Origin of the sequence: Pseudohongiella sp. O18 (assembly GCF_021729085.1) — a bacterium.
Taxonomy (GTDB): Bacteria; Pseudomonadota; Gammaproteobacteria; order Pseudomonadales; family Pseudohongiellaceae; genus Pseudohongiella.
In genome coordinates this window covers 641,926-658,035 of sequence record NZ_JAJSAR010000001.1, presented here as the reverse complement: position 1 = coordinate 658,035, position 16,110 = coordinate 641,926, and the positions used below count along the sequence as shown (strand labels likewise).

At 53.6% G+C, this 16,110-nt stretch carries 17 protein-coding genes; 11 read left to right on the top strand and 6 right to left on the bottom strand.

The features are described 5' to 3' along the window. Positions 1 to 9: 9 nt before the first annotated feature. Genes rsmB through def form a run of 3 tightly spaced genes read right to left on the bottom strand, consistent with a single transcriptional unit; the run spans position 10 to position 2,897 of the window. Positions 10 to 1,368, bottom strand: a complete 1,359-nt coding sequence (gene rsmB / locus LVD14_RS02990) for a 16S rRNA (cytosine(967)-C(5))-methyltransferase RsmB (RefSeq protein ID WP_237132548.1) — start codon at positions 1,366 to 1,368, stop codon at positions 10 to 12. Further along, on the bottom strand, positions 1,365 to 2,375 hold the full coding sequence (fmt, locus tag LVD14_RS02985) for a methionyl-tRNA formyltransferase (RefSeq protein ID WP_237132547.1): 1,011 nt from the start codon (positions 2,373 to 2,375) through the stop codon (positions 1,365 to 1,367). Before fmt ends, rsmB begins: the two co-directional genes overlap by 4 nt. Positions 2,376 to 2,384: 9 nt before the next feature. Continuing rightward, positions 2,385 to 2,897, bottom strand: coding sequence for a peptide deformylase (gene def, locus LVD14_RS02980; RefSeq protein WP_237132546.1), 513 nt, complete (start codon positions 2,895 to 2,897; stop codon positions 2,385 to 2,387). 154 nt (positions 2,898 to 3,051) lie between these two features. On the opposite strand from def, the gene dprA reads away from it, so the two are divergent. The 4 genes from dprA to aroE are packed head-to-tail and all read left to right on the top strand — an operon-like array spanning position 3,052 to position 6,614. Then, on the top strand, positions 3,052 to 4,194 hold the full coding sequence (dprA, locus tag LVD14_RS02975; RefSeq protein ID WP_237132545.1) for a DNA-processing protein DprA: 1,143 nt from the start codon (positions 3,052 to 3,054) through the stop codon (positions 4,192 to 4,194). Between the two features lie 22 nt (positions 4,195 to 4,216). Beyond that, entirely contained in the window at positions 4,217 to 4,792 is a 576-nt protein-coding gene (locus LVD14_RS02970) for an L-threonylcarbamoyladenylate synthase (RefSeq protein ID WP_237132544.1), read from the top strand. Positions 4,793 to 4,814: 22 nt separating this feature from the next. Beyond that, positions 4,815 to 5,753, top strand: coding sequence for an oxygen-dependent coproporphyrinogen oxidase (gene hemF / locus LVD14_RS02965; protein ID WP_237132543.1), 939 nt, complete (start codon positions 4,815 to 4,817; stop codon positions 5,751 to 5,753). A gap of 15 nt (positions 5,754 to 5,768) precedes the next feature. Beyond that, the gene (aroE, locus tag LVD14_RS02960) at positions 5,769 to 6,614 is read left to right on the top strand and encodes a shikimate dehydrogenase (RefSeq protein WP_317622692.1); all 846 of its coding nucleotides are present in this window, start codon (positions 5,769 to 5,771) and stop codon (positions 6,612 to 6,614) included. Here the strand turns inward: aroE and LVD14_RS02955 are convergent. Further along, entirely contained in the window at positions 6,593 to 7,129 is a 537-nt protein-coding gene (locus tag LVD14_RS02955; protein WP_237132541.1) for a gamma carbonic anhydrase family protein, read from the bottom strand. The two genes, aroE and LVD14_RS02955, sit on opposite strands and share 22 nt — an antisense overlap. An 82-nt stretch (positions 7,130 to 7,211) precedes the next feature. Between LVD14_RS02955 and LVD14_RS02950 the strand changes: the two genes are divergently transcribed. The 5 genes from LVD14_RS02950 to LVD14_RS02930 all read left to right on the top strand — a co-directional run bounded on the left by LVD14_RS02950 (position 7,212) and on the right by LVD14_RS02930 (position 13,965). Continuing rightward, positions 7,212 to 9,305: a M3 family metallopeptidase gene (locus LVD14_RS02950; protein ID WP_237132540.1), complete on the top strand. Its 2,094-nt coding sequence runs from the start codon at positions 7,212 to 7,214 to the stop codon at positions 9,303 to 9,305. 321 nt (positions 9,306 to 9,626) lie between these two features. Then, complete coding sequence (gene coxB, locus LVD14_RS02945) at positions 9,627 to 10,775, top strand: cytochrome c oxidase subunit II (protein WP_237132539.1); 1,149 nt, start codon at positions 9,627 to 9,629, stop codon at positions 10,773 to 10,775. 5 nt (positions 10,776 to 10,780) lie between these two features. Then, positions 10,781 to 12,385, top strand: coding sequence for a cytochrome c oxidase subunit I (gene ctaD, locus LVD14_RS02940; protein WP_237132538.1), 1,605 nt, complete (start codon positions 10,781 to 10,783; stop codon positions 12,383 to 12,385). A gap of 52 nt (positions 12,386 to 12,437) precedes the next feature. Then, positions 12,438 to 13,004, top strand: a complete 567-nt coding sequence (locus LVD14_RS02935; RefSeq protein ID WP_237132537.1) for a cytochrome c oxidase assembly protein — start codon at positions 12,438 to 12,440, stop codon at positions 13,002 to 13,004. 34 nt (positions 13,005 to 13,038) lie between these two features. After that, the gene (locus LVD14_RS02930) at positions 13,039 to 13,965 is read left to right on the top strand and encodes a cytochrome c oxidase subunit 3 (RefSeq protein ID WP_237132536.1); all 927 of its coding nucleotides are present in this window, start codon (positions 13,039 to 13,041) and stop codon (positions 13,963 to 13,965) included. A 93-nt stretch (positions 13,966 to 14,058) separates the two neighbouring features. Here the strand turns inward: LVD14_RS02930 and LVD14_RS02925 are convergent, their stop codons facing one another. Then, positions 14,059 to 14,268 (bottom strand): DUF2909 domain-containing protein, encoded by a 210-nt coding sequence (locus LVD14_RS02925; protein ID WP_237132535.1) that lies wholly within the window; start codon positions 14,266 to 14,268, stop codon positions 14,059 to 14,061. A gap of 99 nt (positions 14,269 to 14,367) precedes the next feature. Between LVD14_RS02925 and LVD14_RS02920 the strand changes: the two genes are divergently transcribed. Together LVD14_RS02920 and LVD14_RS02915 are read left to right on the top strand one after the other, a co-directional pair. Further along, positions 14,368 to 15,039 carry an SURF1 family protein gene (locus LVD14_RS02920; RefSeq protein WP_237132534.1) on the top strand — a complete coding sequence of 224 codons (672 nt, stop codon included), beginning with the start codon at positions 14,368 to 14,370 and terminating at the stop codon, positions 15,037 to 15,039. A 1-nt stretch (position 15,040) separates the two neighbouring features. Beyond that, a complete protein-coding gene (locus tag LVD14_RS02915; protein ID WP_237132533.1) occupies positions 15,041 to 15,706 on the top strand; it encodes a hypothetical protein in 666 nt (221 codons plus the stop codon). Here LVD14_RS02915 and LVD14_RS02910 read toward each other — a convergent pair. Continuing rightward, positions 15,703 to 16,053 carry a cytochrome C oxidase subunit IV family protein gene (locus tag LVD14_RS02910; RefSeq protein WP_237132532.1) on the bottom strand — a complete coding sequence of 117 codons (351 nt, stop codon included), beginning with the start codon at positions 16,051 to 16,053 and terminating at the stop codon, positions 15,703 to 15,705. The two genes, LVD14_RS02915 and LVD14_RS02910, sit on opposite strands and share 4 nt — an antisense overlap. Positions 16,054 to 16,110: the final 57 nt, after the last annotated feature.

Sequence of the window (16,110 nt, the reverse complement as noted above, 5' to 3'; positions counted from 1 at the left end):
TTCAGTGCACTATTGTTGTTTTTTCAGCAATGCATAATAAAAACCGTCGGGCCCACCATCGCTTGGCAACAGCTGTCGACCAAACCGGCGTCCCGGGGTTTCACAATCAGCTGCCCAAGGCTCCCCGTGATGTTCTGTCAACAGGGGCAGACATTCGGCGTCTGGGGTGCGCTCCAAAAAGGACTCAACCTGTTGAGCGTTTTCTGCCGGAAGAATTGAGCAGGTTGTGTAAAGCATCACGCCACCCGGCGCAAGACATAGCCACATGGCGTCAAGAAGCCGGGCCTGAAGATTCAGCAACTGATCTATATGCTCTGATTTACGCAAAACCTTAATGTCGGGTTGGCGGCGGATGACTCCTGTTGCTGAACAGGGAGCATCGAGCAGAATCCGGTCAAATTGATCACCACTCCACCATGAGTCGGGTTGGCCTGCATCTGCGCAAACAACTGTGACCGGTGCCTCGTGCAGCTGAAGGCGCTGCAGATTCTGGTGGACACGCTGCAGCCGGCGACTGTCACTGTCCAGTGCCAGCAATGATGCCAACTCCGGCTGTGATTCCAGCAGGTGCGCTGTCTTGCCACCGGGTGCCGCGCAGGCATCAAGCAGATGATCGCCCGGTTGTGGTGCCAGTAATGCTGGGATCAATTGAGATGCCTCATCCTGAATGCTTACCCATCCTTCTGCGAAACCAGGGAGCGCATGGACAGACAACGCTTTTTCAAGATAGATGGCGCTGTCGGAAAGCTTGCCCGCTGAAGCACTTATGCCCTGCCCTGCCAACTGCTCAAGATACGCGTCACGGGAAATTTTTGAGAGATTGACCCGGAGGGTCATTGGCGGATGCACATTGCCCTGCTTCAGCACCTCGCTAAATCTGTCAGGCCAGGCCTGCGTGATGGCCGAGCGGAGCCAGACTGGATAGGAGTCAGCGAGTGCTGCCGCATCATCAAGCAGCGAGCCGGTATCGTCAGTCTTATGCTGCTGGCGCTGCCATTGTCTCAATACCCCGTTGATCAAGCGTTTGGCCCAGACTTTTTTCAGGGTGACAGCGGCATTGACGGTCTCATTGATGGCAGCATAATCCGGCAACCGGAGGTGCTGCAGTTGATACAGACCGATCAGCAACAGGCAGTGAATGTCTGCGTCTTTGCGTCGTATAGGTTTGTCGAGCAGGCCAGCCAATTGGCTCTCCAACTGGAAAAACCAGCGACAGGTACCGAAACACAACTCCCTGAGCAGTGCCTGACCATCTGCTGATTCTGTCCCCTCACCCGGTTTAGGCAGCAGGCTGGCCAGAGAGCCTTGCTGTTTTACCAGGCTCGCCAGAATTGTGGCCGCCTGAGCCCGAATCTGGGCGGGCGTCACGAGGGAGTCTCGATGCTGGAGAACTGCTTGCCGGGTTCAAACATGGCGCGTCGAGCATTCAAAAGATCGGTTACAGACATGACGTTCTTGCCGGGTAGCTGAACCTGCTGAAGCGCCAGCTCGCCATCACGACAGGCGATACGCAGCGATTTGAGGCTCTGGCCCTGAGTGGTGCCGGTCGGTGAATCCTCGCAAGTCAGATCGACCGTGCCGAGGATCGTGCCAGGCGACTGATTCTGTTTGCCACTTAGCACCTGTGCACGGATGAACCTTATACGCTCGCCATTTATGAAAGTGTAGGCTGGATTTCTGCCAATACCGGCACGGATGCAGCGGTTAATTTCTTCCGCGGTCTGGTTCCAGTCTATCAGGGCCTCTGACTTGTCCAGCTTGCGCGCATACGTCGTGCCATCATCGGTTTGAGGCTCAGCGCTGGACGCCAATGAATCGAAATTTGCCAGCGTATGTATCAGAGCCTGGCAACCCAGCACGGCAAGGCGGTTTTCAAGGGTCTGACGATCGTCTGCGTCAGAAATGGGCGTCTCAATTTTGTGGATCATGGCTCCGGTATCGAGACCAGCGTCCATTTGCATGATGGTGACGCCAGACTGTTTGTCGCCAGCGAGAATGGCACGCTCTATTGGCGCCGCACCGCGCCAGCGCGGCAAAAGTGAAGCATGCACATTGATGCAGCCGAGCCGCGGGAGGTCGAGAACTGCCTGGGGCAACAGCAGGCCATAGGCCACAACAACCATAAGATCAGCATTCAGAGCTGACAGCTCCCGTTGCGCATCAGCATCTTTAAGTGAGGCCGGCTGAAACACAGGCAGCTGGTGCTGTTGGGCAACCTGTTTGACCGGGCTGGGCTGCAGTTTCTTGCCCCGTCCTGCGGCACGATCGGGTTGAGTATATACGGCCACAATGTTGTGGCCAGCATCAATCAATGCCTGCAGGTGACCGGCGGCGAACGCCGGTGTGCCGGCGAACACCAGTTTGAGTTTTGACATGAGATGGGATCAGCCGTTCGCCGCCAGTTTGTGGGCTTTTTCGAGTTTGCTGCGAATGCGTTGCCGTTTCAGATTACTCAGGTAATCAACAAACAGTTTGCCATTGAGATGGTCCATCTCGTGCTGGATACAAGTGGCCAGAAGGCCGTCAGACACCATTTCAAAAGCCTCGCCGTGCCGATCCAGCGCATTGATCTTGACCTGTCGTGGCCGGCTGACAGTTTCGTAAAAACCAGGCACCGAAAGACAGCCCTCATCGTATTCGGCAAGCTCATCGTCCAGCACCTTGATGGCCGGGTTGATGAAAACCAGCGGCTCGCTTTTGTCCTCGGAAATATCAATCACAATCAGCTGTTTGTGCACATTGACCTGAGTTGCGGCGAGGCCAATGCCGGGCGCCTCATACATGGTCTCGAACATGTCATCAATCAGCTGACTGAGTGCTTCGTCAAATGTATCAATTGGCTCCGCCACGGTACGCAGCCGCGGATCGGGAAACTCCAGGATTTCGAGTTTGGCCATAGTTCACTCCGAAAAGACATTATCGTTTCGGCAGCAGCGCACAAGCTGTGCCATAAACGCTAAAGGACCTTGATGATTTGCAGATTATTGCGAATTGTAGCACAGGCGATGCGCCGGGATGCGCATCCTCAGACGTCATACACGGAGGTAAACGATGATGTCCTGCACAGATCTGGAAAGCTACCTTCTGCTCTACCATGCCCTGGAAAGCCACGCCAATCGCATGCACCGATTGCTGGCCAGGGCCGGCAGCGCCAGAGGCGCGCTGGAATTGCCAGTAGACAGCCTGCAGCAACTCAAGCTGGATGATGACGTTATCCAGCGCATACAAACTGCAAGAGATTCGAATTCGCGGGCAAGACAGGCGCTCGAACAGACCCTGAGGTGGAGGCAACAGGATGAGCACAGTCTTGTATTGTTCGATGACCATCGCTATCCAGCGCTACTGCGCGAGCTGCCAGACCCGCCGCCGGTACTGTTTGTTCGCGGTGATCCAGGCATTTTTTGCCAGCCCTGCATTGCGCTGGTCGGCAGCCGTAACTGTAGCCGGTATGGCAGAGACCTGGCGGGCCGAATAAGCAGGGATCTTGGGCGCGCCGGATTTACGGTGGTAAGTGGTCTGGCCAGCGGTATCGATACGGCCGCACATATGGCGAGCGTGATACAGGACAAACCAACCATTGCCGTATTGGGCAACGGGCTGAATACTATATATCCAAAGGCAAATGCCGAACTCGCGTCCAGTATCAGTCATGGCGCTGGTAGAGGAGCTGTTATCTCTGAGTTTCCGCTGCATTCACCACCAGACGCCTTTCATTTTCCCCAGCGCAATCGGATTATCAGCGGACTGAGTCTTGCCGTATGTGTGATAGAGGCGACGCTGAGAAGTGGCTCGCTTATTACCGCGCGCCTTGCTCTTGAGCAGGGACGCCATGTGTTCGCGGTGCCCGGCTCGGTCAACACACCGGGCAGCAGGGGATGTCATAGCCTGTTGCGCCAAGGCGCCACACTGGCGGAAAATGCCACAGATATCATTGAGCAGCTTGCCCCGATGGTTCAGGGTCAGCTGGAGCTGCAGACCAAAGAAATTCCAGGAAACGCAGTTTCTGATAAAGCTGTGTCGGTTCCCAATGGCTGTACAGACTTACTACGGCTAATTGCAGACGATGGTGTTACCAGTGATGCGCTAATGAGTCATTCACAGTTGCCCCTGTCGTCGCTGAACCTGAAGCTGCTTCAGTTGGAGTTGTCTGGACACATCTGCAAACAGGCAGGTAAGTGGTTTATAAACCGATGAACAATCAAGCCGAGAAAACGCTATGAAAAGACTGGCTGTAGACAAAGCCTGCAGGGTGCTGTCATCCGCGGGGGTCATCGCCTACCCGACCGAGGCGGTCTGGGGCCTGGGTTGCGATCCATTCTCACAGCAGGCCACGCTGCGTTTGTTGCAGATCAAACGCCGGCCTGTTGAAAAAGGTATGATTCTCGTCGCCGCAACAATTGAGCAGCTGGATTTCATTTTATCGGCGCTGCCCACTGAGCAACTGGATGTGCTGAAAAAAGGCTGGTCCGGGCAGGCGAAGTCAGGCCCGGTTACCTATCTGGTGCGGGACTCGCAGGATGTGGTGCCGTGGTGGATAAAAGGAGATCACCCGTCTGTTGCGCTGCGTGTCAGCAGCCACCCTTTGGTCCAGCAATTGTGCAGGCAATTCGGTGGCCCGGTGGTTTCGACCTCGGCCAATCTGGCCGGCAGGCCGGCGATTCGTTCAAGAGTATTGTTAGAGCAGCAACTCGGGGCGCAACTGGATTATGTGCTGCCCGGGTCACTGGGGGGTGCCAGCAAGCCATCGCAGATTATTGATCTGGCGACAGGCCAGGTCATGCGCGCCGCCTGACATTTAAAGAGGAGATCTGGTCATGGTTGATCAATCAAACGAACAAGCAGACCAACAGGTAAATACCGAGGCGGTCAAAACTTTCCTGCTGACTTTGCAGGACAACATTTGCGAACGGCTGGAAGCACTGGATGGGCAGGCGCGCTTTCACGAGGACTCCTGGCAGCGTGACAAAGGTGGCAGTGGTATAACCCGCGTCATCAGCGCCGGTAAAGTCTTTGAAAAAGGCGGCGTAAACTTTTCCCATGTCTACGGTGATGCGCTTCCTCCCTCGGCCACAGCAAGTCGGCCCGAACTGGCTGGAAGACGCTTTCAGGCCATGGGTGTGTCACTGGTCATACACCCGGACAACCCGTTTATTCCGACCTCTCATGCCAACTTTAGGTTCTTTATCGCTGAAGACGACAACAAGTCTCCGGTCTGGTGGTTCGGGGGCGGTTATGACCTGACACCGTACTATGGCAATGAAGAGGATTGTCGGCATTGGCACCGAACGGCAAAAAGCGCCTGTGACGCGCATGGTGAAGACCTGTATCCAAGATTCAAGAAAGAGTGCGACGATTATTTTTATCTGCCGCACCGGAAAGAAACTCGCGGAGTTGGTGGCCTGTTCTTTGATGACTTTAATGAAAAGTCTTTTGAAGACACATTTGCGATGGTACAGGATATTGCCAATAGTTATATGGAAGCCTATGCACCCATCGTGGAAGCGCGCATGTACGTGCCGTTTGCCGCCGAACACAAACAATTCCAGCGCTACCGGCGTGGTCGTTATGTAGAGTTCAATCTGGTGTTCGACCGCGGTACCCTGTTTGGTCTTCAGTCCGGATTGGGTCGCGTTGAATCCATACTTATGTCTTTGCCTCCTGAGGTGAGCTGGATTTATGACTGGCACCCTGCCCCAGGCACTGAAGAGGAGCGCCTCTACACAGAATTCCTGGGCGCTCGGGATTGGGTGTAGGAACTGATGGCCGATATTGATCGATACGCGGTAACCGGCTATCCGGTTGCGCACAGCAAATCCCCCTTCATTCATGCACAGTTTGCCGAGCAGACTGGCGAACGGCTGTCTTACGACCGCCTCGAACTGTCACCGGAGAATTTTGTGGCCGGTGTTCACAAGTTCTTTGCTGAGGGCGGCAAAGGGCTGAACGTGACTGTGCCGCACAAAGAAACCGCCTGGCGACTGGTCGACTGGCTTGCCCCAAATGCAGAGCTGGCTGGCGCTGTAAACACGCTCTACCAATTAGCCGACGGGCGACTCGCTGGCGACAATACCGATGGTACCGGTATGGTTCGCGACATCGAAAAGAACCACGGCGGCAAACTGGCAGGTGCAAACATCATGATAATTGGTGCCGGCGGTGCCGTGCGCGGTGTGTTGCCGCCATTGATCGCAGCCAGGCCCGCTTCGATTACCATCGTCAATCGCACACTGGCGCGTGCCGCGTCGATGGCTGAGGATTTCAGTTCGCAGTATCCACTCAGGGTGCTGAGCCTGGAGCAGCTGCAGGGCCAGCCGTCGCCAGATCGAACTCCTGCGCCGGACTGGCTGATCAATGGCAGTTCTGCGGGCCTGCAAGGAGAGATGCCGGCATTGCCAGGCTGGCTGATATCAGCCGCTACGGGTTGTTATGACATGGTCTACGCCCCGGGCGGGACGGTGTTTCAGCAATGGGCACGCGAGAGTGGTGCGCTGCTGGCGCTGGATGGCAGTGGTATGCTGGTTGAGCAGGCTGCCGAATCATTCCGCATCTGGCGCGGTGTCCAGCCGGAGACACAGCCCGTTATTGCGGCACTTCACGCCTTGCTGGCCAAATAGCGGTCCTTTAGCTCGCAATACTTCTTAGCCGTGTAAAGGAAAAAGGATTTTTCCTGCTCGGTCAGTTTGCGAGCCTGCTTCACCGGAGTGCCAACATACAGGTAGCCGCTTTCCAGAGTTTTGCCGGGAGGAACCAGGCTGCCGGCGCCTATGATCACATCGCTTTCGATAACGGCCCCATCCATGATGGTTGCACCCATGCCGACAAGGACGCGATCGTGTATCGTGCAGCCATGAAGCATTACTTTGTGGCCAACGGTGACATCGCTCCCCACAGAGCATGGGAAACCGCCTGGGTTAAAGGGCCCATCGTGGGTCACATGTACAACCGAGCCATCCTGGATGCTGCTGCGGGCGCCGATGCGAATGCTGTGAATGTCGCCGCGGATGGTTGTCATAGGCCAGACAGAAGAATCATCGCCTATTTCTACCTGACCGATTACAACAGCGGTCTCATCGACAAAAACGCGGTTTCCAAGCTGTGGTTCGTGGGACTCGAAGCGTCTGATGCTCATAAAGCTTCCTTTTCGGCAATGGCTTGCGACAATGATATGATGAGAGCCGTTTTTCTTACTACCCAGACAGGAGTTTTTCTGGATGCCTGCATCGAGTGCCAATCAGAATCCTTTGCTTGCCTTTGATCGACTGCCGGATTTTGCCACCATCCGCGCGGAACATATCGAGCCGGCCGTTCGACAGGTTCTGGCGGATAATCGAGACACGCTGAAATCCCTCGAGGCCGACAACTCGTTGTTAACAGATCCTGCCTGGGATTCATTAATGGGAGTGCTGGATGAGCTGGACGACAGGATTGGCAAAGTGTGGTCAACTGCCAGCCACCTCAACAGCGTAATGAATACGCCTGAAATCAGGCAGGCCTACACCGACTGTCAGCCATTGATTTCGGAGTACTACTCCGCGCTGGGTCAAAGCGAAGCGCTTTACCAGCGCGTAAAGGCGCTCTACGAGGCGGCTGAGGCACTGTCCCTGAATGCATCGCAACGCAAGATATTAAAAGACAGCCTGCTGGACTTCGAACTGTCGGGTGTCAATCTTTCCGGCGACAGCAAAAAGCGGTTCGCTGATATACAAAACCGATTAAGCGAATTAAGTAATCAGTTTGGCAACAATGTGCTCGATGCTACCAGAGCATGGAGCAAGCTGGTGGAAGACAGGGAAATCCTGTCTGGTATGCCTGAGGCCGCCATCAGTGCCGCAGAAGAAGCAGCGACACAAAAAGGGAAAAAGGGGTTTCTGCTGACTCTGGATTTCCCGTCTTACTACGCAGTGATGTCCTACGCCGACAATGCAGAGCTACGCCAGGAGGTATATCAGGCTTACACCACCCGAGCGGCTGAATTTGGCGATAAAAGTCTCGATAATCAGCCAATCATGCTGGAAATTCTCAAGTTGAGAGAGGAAAAAGCAAAGATCCTCGGATTCTCCAACTACGCCGAAGTATCCGTGGCCCGCAAGATGGCCAACTCGGTGGAGCGGGTAAATCAGTTTCTTGGTGATCTGATCCATTACAGCCGTCCGGCAGCCGAGCGCGAGTATCAGGAACTTTGTGAGTTCGCCGAGGAACGCTTCGGTGTGACTTCGCTGAATGCCTGGGACATAACGTATTTCAGCGAGAAGCTGCGCAAAGAGTGTTATGACATTTCACAGGAAGAGCTGCGCTCCTGGTTCCCTGCGGAAAAGGTCAAGGCGGGCCTGTTCCAGATTGTTGAGACACTTTATGGCGTGCAGATTTCCAGGGACACCGATGCCAGCGTCTGGCATCAGGATGTTGAGTTCTACTCGATTCTACGCGACGGTGAGGTGCTTGCCCGCTTTTACCTGGATCTGTATACCCGAGAAGGCAAGCGAGGTGGAGCGTGGATGGCGGATTGTCGCAACCATCGTGTCATTTTCAACGGAGATGCGGTCGTATCGCGACAACTCCCGGTTGCTTACCTGGTTTGTAACTTTGCGCCTGCGACTGCCAGTCAGCCAGCGCTGCTGACGCACAATGATGTGACCACTCTGTTTCATGAGTTTGGTCACGGATTGCACCACATGCTGACACGAGAGCCGTATCTTGGCAGTTCGGGTATCAGTGGCGTCGAATGGGATGCCGTTGAACTTCCCAGCCAGCTGATGGAAAACTGGTGCTGGGACAGTCGGGCTATCGCCATGATCTCCGGCCACTATCAGACAGGTGAAGCTCTGCCGGACGTCCAGCTGGAGAAAATGATTGCCGCCAAGAACTTCCAGTCAGGCATGAGATCCGTGCGTCAGCTGGAGTTCGCACTGTTCGACTTCATACTGCACCAGACTCCCTGTTCAGACGAAAGCGACTTTATTGCTGAAGTGTTGAGCGCGACGCGAACGAAAACCTCAGTCTATCCGGTTCCAGACTATAACCGCTTTCAAAACAGCTTCTCGCATATATTCGCTGGTGGCTACTCGGCTGGATACTACAGTTACAAATGGGCTGAGGTGTTATCAGCAGACGTATTCTCACGCTTCAACGAGTCTGGCGTTCTCAATCCGGATGTAGGGGAGAGCTTTCTTGACAAAATATTGTCAAAAGGTGGTGGTGCGAGTGCACTGACCCTGTTTAAAGATTTTATGGGCAGAGAGCCGGATATGTCAGCTCTTCTGAGGCAGGAAGGGCTCGACAGGCCCGGAAATCAAAGGATTAGTTGATCTAACGCAGGGATTTGGGTGGCAAAGACGTCTATATTGCCCGGCGCATGGAAGGCCAACAACGTGTCAAATGTTGGCCGGATTTCATGGCAATTGAAGAAAAAATTTTTTATAATGCCCGGCGCTTTAATTTGCACCTGAAAATCCTGCCCAAAATCTGCTCCGGTTACAGCCTTTGATACGTCAAGGGAACGTCACGTCCGGGTCCTGGGTCACGCAAGGGGTTACACAAGTCAGCGCAAGTGGAGCGTCTGAAATCAAAACAATAAATACATCTAAAACGTAGAAACAGCCTTTTCTTACTATACGGAGACACGGCGAATGTTGTCCAAAGCAAAGCTGTGGTTAAGCCTTGCCTTCGGCACTCTGCTTATGTGGAGCGCTGGTGCGCATGCAGCCTGGGAACTCAATATGCCCAGGGGCGTAACCCAAATCAGTCGCGAGACCTATGACCTGCACATGACAATCTTCTGGTGGATGATCGCCATCGGGGTAGTTGTTTTCGGGGTTCTTTTCTGGTCCATCATCAACCATCGCAAATCCAAAGGTGCCAAACCGGCAACTTTCCACGAAAGCACGAAAGTGGAAATCGTCTGGACACTGGTCCCCTTCCTGATTCTTATCGCGATGGCCATCCCGGCAACACGGGTGCTGACCGCAGCTTACGACGCGTCCGAATCCGAACTTGATGTTCAGATCATCGGCTACCAGTGGCGTTGGGAATATCGCTACATGGACGATGATCCGAATGCCGAAGAAGTTTCTTTCTTCAGCTCGCTGGCAACATCCCGTGAAGAAATCAGCAATTCAATCGACAAGGGCGAAAACTATCTGCTCGAAGTCGACAACCCGCTGGTTATCCCATCCAACACCAAAGTGCGTTTCCTGATGACTGCCGCGGACGTGCTGCACGCGTGGTGGGTGCCTGAATTTGCCATCAAGAAAGACACTATCCCCGGCTTCATCAATGAGTCCTGGGTAATCGTGGAAGAGCCTGGCATCTATCGTGGTCAGTGCGCCGAGCTTTGCGGTATGGAACATGGTTTCATGCCTATCGAAGTTCACGTGCTTGAACCGGCCGACTTTGAAGCCTGGTACGCCGAACAACAGCAGCAGGCGCTGCAGGTTGCCGAGTTGACCAACGCTGCACTGAGCATGGACGAAGCCATGGCAGAAGGCGCAGAGATCTACAGCCGCAACTGCGTCGCCTGTCACCAGGCCAATGGCCAGGGCATGCCACCTGCATTCCCTGCACTGGCAGGTAGCGCCAAGGCAACCGGTGACATCGGCGTGACCATGGACACACTGGTCAATGGTGTTCCTGGCACAGCCATGGCTGCTTACGGTCGTCAATTAAATCCGATTGAGCTCGCCTCCATCATCACCTACGTGCGCAATGCCTTCGGCAATCAGTCAGGTGACATGGTTCAGCCCGCTGAAGTCAACGAATTCATAGTAGGGGGACAGTAAACGCCATGAGTAGCGCTGCTATCGATCACGCACATGATCACGACCATCACCATGGTCCTGCCAAGGGAATTTCCCGGTGGCTGTTCACAACCAACCACAAAGACATCGGTACTCTGTACCTGTGGTTCAGCTTTGCGATGTTTCTGTTGGGCGGTACTTTTGCTCTCGTAATCCGCGCAGAGCTGTTCCAGCCTGGCCTGCAATTCGTAGAGCCTAACTTCTTCAACCAGATGACCACCATGCATGGTCTGGTCATGGTATTCGGTGCGGTCATGCCAGCGTTCGTGGGCCTGGCCAACTGGATGATTCCGTTGATGATTGGTGCGCCTGATATGGCGTTGCCACGCATGAACAACTGGAGTTTCTGGATTCTGCCATTTGCGTTCACGCTGATGGTGTCCACCCTGTTCATGGAAGGCGGTGGTCCCAACTTCGGCTGGACGTTCTACGCACCGCTGTCGACGACCTATGCTCCCGATTCAGTGACTTACTTCATCTTTGCCGTCCATATCATGGGTGCATCGTCCATCATGGGTGCGATCAACGTGATCGCGACCATTCTGAACATGCGTGCGCCTGGCATGACCCTGATGAAAATGCCACTGTTCGTATGGACCTGGCTGATCACTGCCTACCTGCTGATCGCGGTTATGCCGGTTCTGGCGGGTGTGGTTACCATGATGCTGTTCGACATCCACTTCGGTACCAGCTTCTTTAACGCGGCTGGCGGTGGTGACCCGGTACTGTTCCAACATCTGTTCTGGTTCTTCGGTCACCCTGAAGTTTACATCATGATTCTGCCGGCATTCGGTATCGTGTCTGCGATCATCCCGACCTTCGCCCGTAAGCGTCTGTTCGGCTACGACTCAATGGTATACGCAACTGCGTCAATTGCTTTCCTGTCCTTCATTGTATGGGCGCACCACATGTTTACCGTCGGCATGCCTCTGGCTGGCCAGCTGTTCTTCATGTACGCCACCATGCTGATCGCCGTTCCGACAGGAGTGAAGGTGTTTAACTGGGTTGCCACCATGTTCCGCGGTGCCATGACCTTTGAAACGCCAATGCTGTTTGCAATCGCGTTCGTAGTGCTGTTCACCATCGGTGGTTTCACTGGCGTCATGCTGGCGATTACCCCGGCTGACTTCCAGTATCACGATACTTACTTCGTTGTTGCCCACTTCCACTACGTACTGGTACCAGGCGCAGTATTCTCGCTGATGGCGGCCGCCTACTACTGGTTGCCTAAGTGGACCGGCTACATGTACGACGAGACACTGGGTAAGCTGCACTTCTGGATGTCGTTTGTCGGTGTAAACCTGCTGTTCTTCCCGCAGCACTTCCTGGGTCTGGCTGGTATGCCCCGCCGTATCCCGGACTACGCGCTGCAGTTTGCCAACTTCAACTGGATCTCCAGTGTCGGTGCATTCCTGTTTGGCTTCTCGCAGCTGATTCTGCTGCTGGTTGTCATCAAGTGTATCCGCGGTGGCAAAAAAGCAACTGCCCAGGTCTGGGAAGGTGCTCAGGGTCTGGAATGGACTGTGCCGTCTCCGGCGCCATACCACACCTTTGAAACGCCGCCTGACCCCAGCCTGATCAAGGCTCAGTAAGGGCAAAGAGGTACTGTCAAATTTACGATGTAGTTGTACCGGAGTAGATGAGATGACCAAGAACGTAGCGAAAGGTAATAACAAGAAACTAGCCGTAAAATTGTTGTTTGCCGTGGTAGGTATGTTTGCATTTGGATTTGCTCTGGTACCTCTGTATGACGTGATTTGTGACATCACAGGTTTAAACGGCAAGACTGGCGGACGCGTGGAAGTTGCGGAAGCCGGTCAGCTGATTGAAGAAGATCGCGAAGTAACGGTGCAGTTCATTGCGCACCAGAACGTCGAGATGGGCTGGGAGTTCAAGCCCTCTGTCAATCAGATGCGCGTCAAGCCAGGTGAGGTTCATGTAGTTCATTACCGTGTCAGCAATCCACGAGACACCTTGATGGTAGGACAGGCGATTCCGAGTGTGGCGCCCAACGCAGCAGCAGGCCATCTGAACAAGATTGAATGCTTCTGTTTTGCAGAACAGCCTTTGCAGGCTGGTGAAACGGTCGACATGGCACTGCGCTTTTTTGTTGACCCCAGGCTGCCGGAAGAGATCACCAAACTGACCTTGTCCTATACGCTGTACGACATCACGGAAAAAAGTAAGACAGCGGCAGTAGCCAGCAGGTAAACGAGAATAATATTGTTATTTCTGGAGAGATAAGATGGCCAGCGAAAGCTCCCATAGTGTGTATTACGTACCGGAACAGACCAAGTATCCGTTCTTTGCATCGATTGGTTTGTTCTTCATGGTATTTGGCTTAGGCAGCGTGTTGAATGACGTGTCTGCGGGTGATTCTGTAGCGGTGTCCACCTGGATAGCCCTGGCCGGATTCCTGTTGCTGTCCTTCATCATTTTCCAGTGGTTCGCCACAGTGATTCGTGAAAACCACGCCGGTTTGAACAATGACCAGCTCAAGCGCTCATACGTCTGGGGTATGGCATGGTTCATTTTTTCTGAGGTGATGTTCTTCGCGGCATTCTTCGGCGCCCTGTTCTACATCCGGACACTGGCAGTGCCGTGGCTCGGCGGTGAAGGCGAGAAGGGTCTGGCGGGTGAAGTACTGTGGCCGGAATTCCAGGCTGCGTGGCCGCTGGTCGTCAACCCGGATCCCACACTGTTTACTAACCCGCACGAAGGATTGAACGTCAAAGAGTGGAGCGTGAGCTTCTTCGCTGGCTACCTGCCCTTCTGGAACACGGTCATCCTGATTACTTCATCGGTGACTCTGCACTATGCGCACGTTGCGCTGAAGGCAGAAAACCGCAAGCGTCTGCTCCAGTGGATGTTTGTGACAGTAGCTCTGGGTATCCTGTTCCTGGCATTGCAGGCGCTGGAATATGTAGAAGCCTATGGACACTACGGCATTACCCTGGATTCCGGCATCTACGGTTCTACGTTCTTCCTGCTCACGGGTTTCCACGGCTTCCACGTGACGCTGGGTACGTTCATCCTGATCGTCATGCTGCTGCGTTGCCTGAAGGGCCATTTCAAGCCGAATGACCACTTTGGATTCGAAGCAGCTGCCTGGTACTGGCACTTCGTTGACGTGGTCTGGGTAGGTCTGTTTATCTTTGTTTACTTGCTGTAAACATCAATCGGTCGTCATTCAGTGACATATGACCAGGGACGGCTCGCTTATGCGGGCCGTCTTTTTTTGAGAAGGTTTTTAATTGTGAAAGTGTCAGAGGTTCCAGGGGGTCTGTAGATTCAGCTGGCCAGTACTAAGTCCGTAAAAAACCAGGACCATCAAAATTACCGCCATCGTTACGCGTACACCCAAAGCATACATAACACGCTTGGATCTACCCTGGTCTTTGTAGAAAAAATAAAATCCGGCAGCCAGACTGATCAAAATGCCGATCAGCAAAACAACAATAGCAGCTTGTAACATAGTGGTCCTCTGAAGGATTCCGTAAAGTTCAAATATTGGAAAACCATAATAGCAGCATAGATTGAGGTTGGCTTGTTTCGAATAAACTGGAAACTCACAGTGTTCACTGCCCTGCTGTTCCCTTTGCTGCTAACACTGGGCTTCTGGCAGTTGTCGCGCGAACAGCAGAAGATTGATCTGCAGAACCAGTATGAGCAGCGTCTGCTGGAAGCGCCAGTCACGCTGGACAGGGTAGACTGGCTTCAGCAGGATCTTGGCTGGACCCGTGTTCAGGCGACTGGACGATTTGACGGGCGCCGGCAGTTCTACCTCGACAACCGGATATATGACTCTCAGGTGGGTTATGAGGTACTGACACCATTCGACACTGACTATGGAGTGCTTCTGGTCAATCGGGGGTGGGTGCCGCAGGGCCGCACACGGCAGGAGCTTCCCAGTGTCAGTGCGCCGGAAGGCCTGGTGACGATAAATGCGGTGATCTATGTGCCAGATGGCGAATTGATGATGTTTGCCGAAGATATCTACACGGATTCCTGGCCACAGGTCGTCCAGAAAATTGATTTGCCGAGCTCAGCCGAAGTGCTTGGCCAGGATCTGCTGCCCTATAGCGTTAGACTGGAGACCGGCTCACCAGGACTCCTGCAGCCAAATTGGCAGGCCATAAATACACGACCCGGTGTGCATCGTGGTTACGCTATCCAGTGGTTCCTGATGGCAGCGGTGCTCATCGTCCTATATTTAATGTTCAGTTTCAGACGTTCGGAGAGCTGATATGCAACAAATGACTCGTACCAAACTTAAACTCGCATTTTTGCTGCTGATCGCATTTGTTCCGATCACAATGGCAACATTCGCATTTCGCTCAGCGTCTGAGTCCGGATTTTTTGGCGGAACTGTCAATAAAGGTAATCTGATAAATCCACCAGCCGACATCACCGATCTGGCCATGCTCGACGCGGCAGGTAATCCTGTTTTTCGGTCATTTGACGAACTGGTGGCTGAGCTGGAAAGCGATGATGATTATGAGCCGCAACCCTGGCATATCGTATTCGTAAACACTCAGGACTGTGATGCATCCTGCCGGGAGCGCATTCATTTACTTCGGCAAATGCACATCACGCTGAATAAGAATACGCCGCGAGTAAGGCGCTACTACCTTGAGGCAGGTGACCTGGCTGCGAATATGTCGCCGTTGAGCCAGGAAAGTCGAGATCATTTTCGTGCCGAGTTCCCCAGCATGGGGGTGGCGTTTGCAGATGAGACCAGCGTAGAGAACAATCTGGCCGCTAAAGGTGTGGAATTGAATCTGTCAGACGACAACTACATCTTTTTTGTCGATCCGGTGGGCAATGTCATGATGTATTACGACAGTACCCACGGGATCGACGATATCAAAACCGATCTGGAAAAACTGCTCCGTCATTCCAGCCTTGGTTAATGTTCAACGTGCGCCGGTGCCTGGTTGGCGTCATGCCCCAGGTACTGGACACGGGCCGACTCTGTATAATTGCCCTCTACTGCCATAAAGAAGATCAACAGCAACAATACTATTGGCGGACCAAGAATGGTCATGACCAATGCCATCCGCTCCCACTTTACATGCATAAAGATGGCTAAGATGAATCCGGCCTTCAACGCCATAAAAAGTAATACCAGTGTCCAGCGCATAACGCCCTGCACATCCAGGTAGTCGACCATGTAGCTGAACAAACTCAGCACAAACAGCAAAATCCAGATCTTGTAATAAATCCCCAGCGGGTGTTGTTGTCCTGCTTCAGATGCCATAACCAGGCTCCTCAGATTGTTTTCAGAATATGTTCAGGGTCAATTTCGTCAAACACC

Excerpts from the sequence above, each read along its gene's own strand:
- LVD14_RS02950 (WP_237132540.1), top strand. The coding sequence starts at position 7,212 with ATGCCTGCATCGAGTGCCAATCAGAATCCTTTGCTTGCCTTTGATCGA.
- def (WP_237132546.1), bottom strand. The coding sequence starts at position 2,897 with ATGGCCAAACTCGAAATCCTGGAGTTTCCCGATCCGCGGCTGCGTACC.
- hemF (WP_237132543.1), top strand. The coding sequence starts at position 4,815 with ATGGTTGATCAATCAAACGAACAAGCAGACCAACAGGTAAATACCGAG.
- coxB (WP_237132539.1), top strand. The coding sequence starts at position 9,627 with ATGTTGTCCAAAGCAAAGCTGTGGTTAAGCCTTGCCTTCGGCACTCTG.
- ctaD (WP_237132538.1), top strand. The coding sequence starts at position 10,781 with ATGAGTAGCGCTGCTATCGATCACGCACATGATCACGACCATCACCAT.
- LVD14_RS02910 (WP_237132532.1), bottom strand. The coding sequence starts at position 16,053 with ATGGCATCTGAAGCAGGACAACAACACCCGCTGGGGATTTATTACAAG.
- LVD14_RS02955 (WP_237132541.1), bottom strand. The coding sequence starts at position 7,129 with ATGAGCATCAGACGCTTCGAGTCCCACGAACCACAGCTTGGAAACCGC.
- LVD14_RS02935 (WP_237132537.1), top strand. The coding sequence starts at position 12,438 with ATGACCAAGAACGTAGCGAAAGGTAATAACAAGAAACTAGCCGTAAAA.
- LVD14_RS02915 (WP_237132533.1), top strand. The coding sequence starts at position 15,041 with ATGCAACAAATGACTCGTACCAAACTTAAACTCGCATTTTTGCTGCTG.
- LVD14_RS02930 (WP_237132536.1), top strand. The coding sequence starts at position 13,039 with ATGGCCAGCGAAAGCTCCCATAGTGTGTATTACGTACCGGAACAGACC.
- LVD14_RS02925 (WP_237132535.1), bottom strand. The coding sequence starts at position 14,268 with ATGTTACAAGCTGCTATTGTTGTTTTGCTGATCGGCATTTTGATCAGT.
- dprA (WP_237132545.1), top strand. The coding sequence starts at position 3,052 with ATGATGTCCTGCACAGATCTGGAAAGCTACCTTCTGCTCTACCATGCC.
- LVD14_RS02970 (WP_237132544.1), top strand. The coding sequence starts at position 4,217 with ATGAAAAGACTGGCTGTAGACAAAGCCTGCAGGGTGCTGTCATCCGCG.
- fmt (WP_237132547.1), bottom strand. The coding sequence starts at position 2,375 with ATGTCAAAACTCAAACTGGTGTTCGCCGGCACACCGGCGTTCGCCGCC.